The organism is Streptomyces sp. (assembly GCF_019510245.1).
In the GTDB taxonomy this organism is placed as follows: domain Bacteria; phylum Actinomycetota; class Actinomycetes; order Streptomycetales; family Streptomycetaceae; genus Streptomyces.
The window spans coordinates 1-5,252 of the sequence record NZ_JAEKKT010000300.1 but is presented as its reverse complement, the minus strand read 5'-3'; the positions used below and the strand labels follow the sequence as shown (position 1 = coordinate 5,252).

The following is a 5,252-nucleotide window of genomic DNA, read 5'->3' as shown; positions in this document are numbered from 1 at the left end:
TGGACCGACCTCAACGGTGTCGTGCGGACGGGAGCGGCCCTGGTGAAACCGGGAACTCCCAAGGGCTCCACCGTACGTGTGTGGGTGACCCGCGACGGAAAAGTCACCAAACCGCCGGCGACCACGTTCAACGCGACGACCAGTGGCTGGCTGGTGGGCGCTATGGCGGCGTTCGGCGTGGGCGCCGGATCCTACGCGGTCGGGGCGGGCGTGCGCCTGATCCTTGACCGGAGAAGGTACGCGCAATGGGACGCCGAATGGGGTCTGGTGGAACCTGGGTGGTCCGCGCGCTTCCGTCCATGACGGATCTGTACGAAGTCGATGGCCATGTCCTCCCTGATGACGCGCACGACCAATGGTCCAGTCGCTGAGGAGGTACGCAGGTCCATGAACGCTGCCGCACTGTAGGGGCGGGATCCGTCGTTGCGCACGATTACTGCCGCCTGCACGCTGTCGACCTGGGCGGTGCGCGCACATCGTCGGCGGCCTCGTGGGAGCCGGCGCAACGCCACGTGCTGGAGCTGGAGGTGATCGGATTTGGGCTGGCGTAAGCACGCCATGCGTCATCCGCGGCTGCGGCGGGGCCGACGGTTGCCGGACTGACCCCGTATCGGCCAACGTGACGAGATGCACCGACCGAGTAGCTCCCCCGCACGCCGCCCCGGGCAGCAGGGCCGATGCGTCAGGCCGATTAGTTTGCCGGTTGCCTGAAGTCTTCCTTGTGACAAGCCCGCCCCCGCGGCGGAATCTGGCCACGGTGAGTCCCGGTGTCATGGAGGAGAGGCGGAGGCAAGGATGCACAACCCGATTCGGCTGTACATGTCGATGTCGCTCGACGGCTATATCGCAGGGCCGGACGATCGGCCGGGTCAGGAGCTCGGACGCGACGGCGGACGGCTTTTCAACTGGCTCGACGACCGGAAGTCCGACGGTCCCAGCGGACAGATTTACCGCGAGGCGCTGGCGACCGGCGCGGTGATCTCCGGCCGACGGACCTTCGAACTCGCGGGGCGCTGGCAGGGCGACCACCACGACGGCGTGCCGATCCTCGTACTCACCCACCATGTGGACGACGGGGACGTGCCACCCGGCCACGCACGATTCGTCACCGACGTCGAGGACTGCGCCCGTCAGGCTCGCGCCGCCGCAGGGGACCGACCGGTCATGGTCCATGGGGCGGGCGCGGCCCAAGCCCTTCTCAGGGCCGGGCTGATGGACGAGATGGAGATCCATCTGGTGCAGGTCCTCCTCGGGGACGGCCGACGACTCTTCGACCACCTCGGGGGTGATCACATCGAACTCGACCTCGTCCGACGGCTCGAGGACCGAGACGTCACGCACCTGCGTTACCGGGTGTGCCGCCCAGGGGAGGCCGTATGAAGACGCTCTTCGTCGCCTACCGCGTCACCGATCTGGATCGCTCGCTGGCTTTCTACTCCGCCTTGGGCTACGGCGAGCTGGGCAGGGTCGAGGCCGGCGACGGAAGCCGCCTCGTGATCCTCAAGTTCCCCGGCGAACCAGCGGCCTCGCTCGAACTGGTCCACCGTCCCGCCGACGGACGCGTCGACGTGGGCAACGGAATCGACCACCTCGCGATCCAGGTGGACACGCTGAATGTCACCCTGAAAGCGCTGGCCGAAGCCGGCCTTGAGCCGGAGCCTGTCCAGTATCCGGGCGGCCCTGACGGCCCGAAGACGTCGTGGCTCACGGACCCGGACGGCTACCGGATCGAGCTGGTGGAGTGGCCGTTCGGACATCCCGACGGCATCACCGCAGCAGATTTCTCCTAGGTCGTCACGGTGAGCGGGGTGGCGACGCTCCCCTCGGCGCGGCGCGCAGCGTCATCCCCACCTCCACAGGTCTTGCCGCTCGGGTCCAGGACGATGACGGCGAGGGCTGTGCCTACGGCCTGTCCTGGTCGACGTCGCGGCCGGCCGGGTCGTGGAGGTGCGGCCGGACCCGAACCTCGGAGACGTTCGCAGCCAGGCTGACGAAGCGTCCCGGGACGGAGATCATCTGCCATGACCGGGCGACCACATCCACCAGGGTGATCCGGGAGGCGGCCCCGCACGCCCCTGAAAGCACCTCGCATCGTCGCCCTGTCCGCGCCCGGAGCCCGCTCAGGAGTTCGGTCACCTCGTCGAACGCTCCGAGACCGTGGCAGCGTGAGCGCCCCGAGACGCCCATGGGAGGCTCCACCGTGTCCGAGCTCGACAGCCAGACCGCTTACTGGGACGCCGCCGCGACGACGAAGCGATTCACGCATCCGCTGCACACACCGTGGCTGGACAGCGTCGAACGAAGCGCCGCGATCCTCGACTACGGCTGCGGCTACGGCCGAACCCTGGACGCGCTGGAACAGCAGGGCTTTGACAACCTCTCCGGCGTCGACACATCGCCGGAAATGATCGCCCGGGCCCGCGGCCTGCACCCCGCGATGCGCTTCGCGGTACTCGACACGCCGCCGGCACTCGCCTGCCCGGACGCGAGCATCGACGTGGTCCTGCTCTTCGCGGTGCTGACCTGCGTCCCAGGTGACGACGCACAGCGGCTGCTGATCGGCGAGCTGCATCGCGTCCTCAAGCCCGGCGCACTGCTCTACCTCAGCGACCTGCTGCTTCAGGACGACCAGCGCAACCGTGACCGCTACGCGAGGTTCGCCGAGGCCTACGGCGTCTACGGGGTGTTCGAGACCGGCGACGGCGCAGTGTGCCGCCACCATCCGAGCGACTGGTTCACTTCGCTGCTCGCCGGTTTCGAAACCGTCGACACCCGACGCCCCACCGTGACCACCATGAACGGCAACACATCGGCCGGTCTGCAAATCCTGGCCCGCAAGCCGGCCTCACGTCACCAGGCTCCCACCCACTGACGCTGCCGGCCGGACCACGCACCCACAGGTTCCTCGCACCCTCTCAGCGCAGTTGCTCGGCCAGTCCGACGATGATGCCCTCAGGGCCGCGGACGTAGCAGAGCAGATAGCTGTCCTCGAACCGGGCGATCTCGCCGACGAGTTGGGCGCCATGAGGGCTCAGGCGGGCAACGGTGTCCTCGATGTCGTCGACGGCGAACATGACGCGGTGAGTGCCCAGGATGTTGTGCGGCCGGTTGCGCGGCCCGGCGCTGATCACTGCGGGGCTGCGGTACTTCGCCAGTTCGAGCCGACTGTGACCGTCCGGGGTCCGGACCATCGCGACGTCACAGCGGACGCCGTCGAGTCCGGTGCACTGGTCTGCGAAGAGGCCCTCGATCTGCGCCCTGCCCTCCAGCTGCATCCCCAGTTCCACGAAGAACGCGACGGCCGCATCGAGGTCCTCGACGACGATGCCGACGTTGTCCATCCGCTGAATCGCCATGCGGGTTTCTCCTTCGTCTTCGTGCGGCCGGTGGTGGCCGCTGATGTCCCTGGGACGGAGCTGTGGGCACGCTCTCGACATCCTCACATCGGCGATCTCCGAAAATCTGGATCTCTCCTCAGCATCGCCATCGTGCTTGAGGCCGGCTCATGAAGTCGCTTCCGCCGACGTGGCGCCGTGCGGGCGTGCTCCCGCGATGCGCAGGGCGATGTCGCCGTACTGGTAGGCGAGTTGGTCGACGGAGAACTCGCCGCCCTCGTGGAACCAGCTGGCGACGCCGATGCCCATGTCGAGGATGGAGTACGAGGCGATGCGGGCGGACTGCACGTGGAAGGCACCCTCGGCGGCGCCCTGTTCGATGAGTTCGCGGAAGCGGCGCTCGTAGTCGCTGCGGCGGCCGAGCACCCGGTCCTGGTCGGGCTGGTCCAGGCTGCCGATCTCGCGGTTGCCGACGAAGGCCTCCAGGCGGTGGCGGGCGTGGTAGCGGATGTGGGCCTCCACGGAGCGGCGCAGCTGTTCCCGGACGTCGTCGGTGCCGGAGACGGCCACGATGTTGTCCGCGATGAGCTGTTCCATCGTGCCGATCATGATCTCGGCCAGCAGTTCGTGCTTGGAGGCCACGTGCTTGTAGAGGCTCGGGCCTCGGATGCCCACGGCGGCTCCGATGTCGGCCATGGTGGTGGACCGGTAGCCCTGTGCGGCGAAGAGCCGCAGCGCGGCCTGCCGGATCGCCGACCGGCGGTCGTTGACGGGCGTGCCCTCGGCCCGCGCCGGTCGGTGCGGCCGCTCGTAGGACCCGTTGCGCGATCCGCTGCGCACTCCGTGGAGCGACTTGCCGTGCCCCTCGCTCTGGGCTGAGCTCACACTAACTCCCGAAGCTACTGACCATTAGCTGATTTCTTCTACTGGAGCCGCCAGTATAGACCGGGCCATTGACATACCGCCCCCACCGCCCTTGAGATGGCTAATGGTCAGTAGCCAAGCTCGGGAGTGAACATGCCGATCGGGTTCGAGGTCGACGAGAGGGTCGCCGCCGTCGCTCGGCGCACCGCCGCGTTCGTACGGGACGTGGTGATACCCGAGGAGCGGGCGTGCGACGGGAACGTCCACGCCGGTCCGGAGCCACTGCGCCGCCGGCTTCAGCAGGGAGCCCGCGACGCGGGGGTGTTCGCCCCGCACGTCGGCACGGAATGGGGCGGGCTCGGGCTCGACCTGTGCGGTCAGGCGGTGGTGTTCGAGGCAGCCGGGTATTCGCTGCTCGGGCCGCTGGCGCTGAACTGCGCGGCACCCGACGAGGGCAACACGCATCTGCTCGAAGTGGTCGCCACGGAGGCACAGAAGGCGCGTTATCTGCGGCCGCTGGCCGCGGGTGAGGTCCGGTCCTGCTTCGCGATGACCGAGCCCGCGCCGGGCGCCGGTTCCGATCCGCGCGCCCTCGCCACGACCGCGACCAGGGTCGACGGCGGCTGGCGGATCGAGGGACGCAAATGGTTCATCAGCGGCGCCGACGGGGCCGCCTTCGCCATCTGCATGGCGCGCACCAGTGGCGGACCGGGCGACGCGGGCGGCGCCACAATGTTCCTCGTCGATGCCGACAACCCGGGAATGAAGATCGTCCGCAACATCGACACGCTGGACCAAGGCCTGTTCGGCGGGCACAGCGAGATCGTCTTCGAGGGCTGCGAAGTCACCGACAGCGCCGTCCTGGGCGAAGTGGACCAGGGGTTCGCGTACGCGCAGGTGCGACTCGGGCCGGCCCGGATGACGCACTGCATGCGCTGGGTCGGCGTGGCAAAGCGGGCGCAGGACATCGCCCTTGAGCGTGCGTCGGACCGTTCGGCCTTCGGTAAGCCGCTGGCCGAACTCGGCATGGTGCAACAACTGTTGGCCGACTCC

Annotated in this window: 6 protein-coding genes and 1 pseudogene; 5 read left to right on the top strand and 2 right to left on the bottom strand. The window is 68.5% G+C overall.

The window, feature by feature from the left end; translation table 11 throughout:
- The 4 genes and pseudogenes from JF597_RS49440 to JF597_RS49425 form a co-directional block, all read left to right on the top strand.
- Positions 1-303 (top strand): annotated as a pseudogene (locus tag JF597_RS49440) (hypothetical protein); the annotation flags it as partial.
- Positions 304-795: 492 nt separating this feature from the next.
- Positions 796-1,380 (top strand): dihydrofolate reductase family protein, encoded by a 585-nt coding sequence (locus tag JF597_RS49435; protein ID WP_294012559.1) that lies wholly within the window; start codon positions 796-798, stop codon positions 1,378-1,380.
- The gene (locus tag JF597_RS49430) at positions 1,377-1,790 is read left to right on the top strand and encodes a VOC family protein (protein ID WP_294012556.1); all 414 of its coding nucleotides are present in this window, start codon (positions 1,377-1,379) and stop codon (positions 1,788-1,790) included. The genes JF597_RS49435 and JF597_RS49430 overlap by 4 nt, the downstream gene beginning before the upstream one ends.
- Positions 1,791-2,200: 410 nt before the next feature.
- Positions 2,201-2,872, top strand: coding sequence for a class I SAM-dependent methyltransferase (locus JF597_RS49425; protein ID WP_294012553.1), 672 nt, complete (start codon positions 2,201-2,203; stop codon positions 2,870-2,872).
- A gap of 43 nt (positions 2,873-2,915) precedes the next feature.
- Here the strand turns inward: JF597_RS49425 and JF597_RS49420 are convergent, their stop codons facing one another.
- Together JF597_RS49420 and JF597_RS49415 are read right to left on the bottom strand one after the other, a co-directional pair.
- Positions 2,916-3,356 (bottom strand): VOC family protein, encoded by a 441-nt coding sequence (locus tag JF597_RS49420; RefSeq protein WP_294012550.1) that lies wholly within the window; start codon positions 3,354-3,356, stop codon positions 2,916-2,918.
- A 147-nt stretch (positions 3,357-3,503) separates the two neighbouring features.
- The gene (locus JF597_RS49415) at positions 3,504-4,220 is read right to left on the bottom strand and encodes a TetR/AcrR family transcriptional regulator (RefSeq protein WP_294012547.1); all 717 of its coding nucleotides are present in this window, start codon (positions 4,218-4,220) and stop codon (positions 3,504-3,506) included.
- Between the two features lie 132 nt (positions 4,221-4,352).
- Between JF597_RS49415 and JF597_RS49410 the strand changes: the two genes are divergently transcribed.
- Positions 4,353-5,252 (top strand): acyl-CoA dehydrogenase family protein (locus JF597_RS49410; protein ID WP_294012544.1); only part of this gene is annotated, 900 nt, incomplete at its 3' end.

What these genes read in the sequence shown, in the direction of transcription:
- JF597_RS49430 (WP_294012556.1), top strand. Translation starts at nt 1,377, where the DNA reads ATGAAGACGCTCTTCGTCGCCTACCGCGTCACCGATCTGGATCGCTCG.
- JF597_RS49435 (WP_294012559.1), top strand. Translation starts at nt 796, where the DNA reads ATGCACAACCCGATTCGGCTGTACATGTCGATGTCGCTCGACGGCTAT.
- JF597_RS49420 (WP_294012550.1), bottom strand. Translation starts at nt 3,356, where the DNA reads ATGGCGATTCAGCGGATGGACAACGTCGGCATCGTCGTCGAGGACCTC.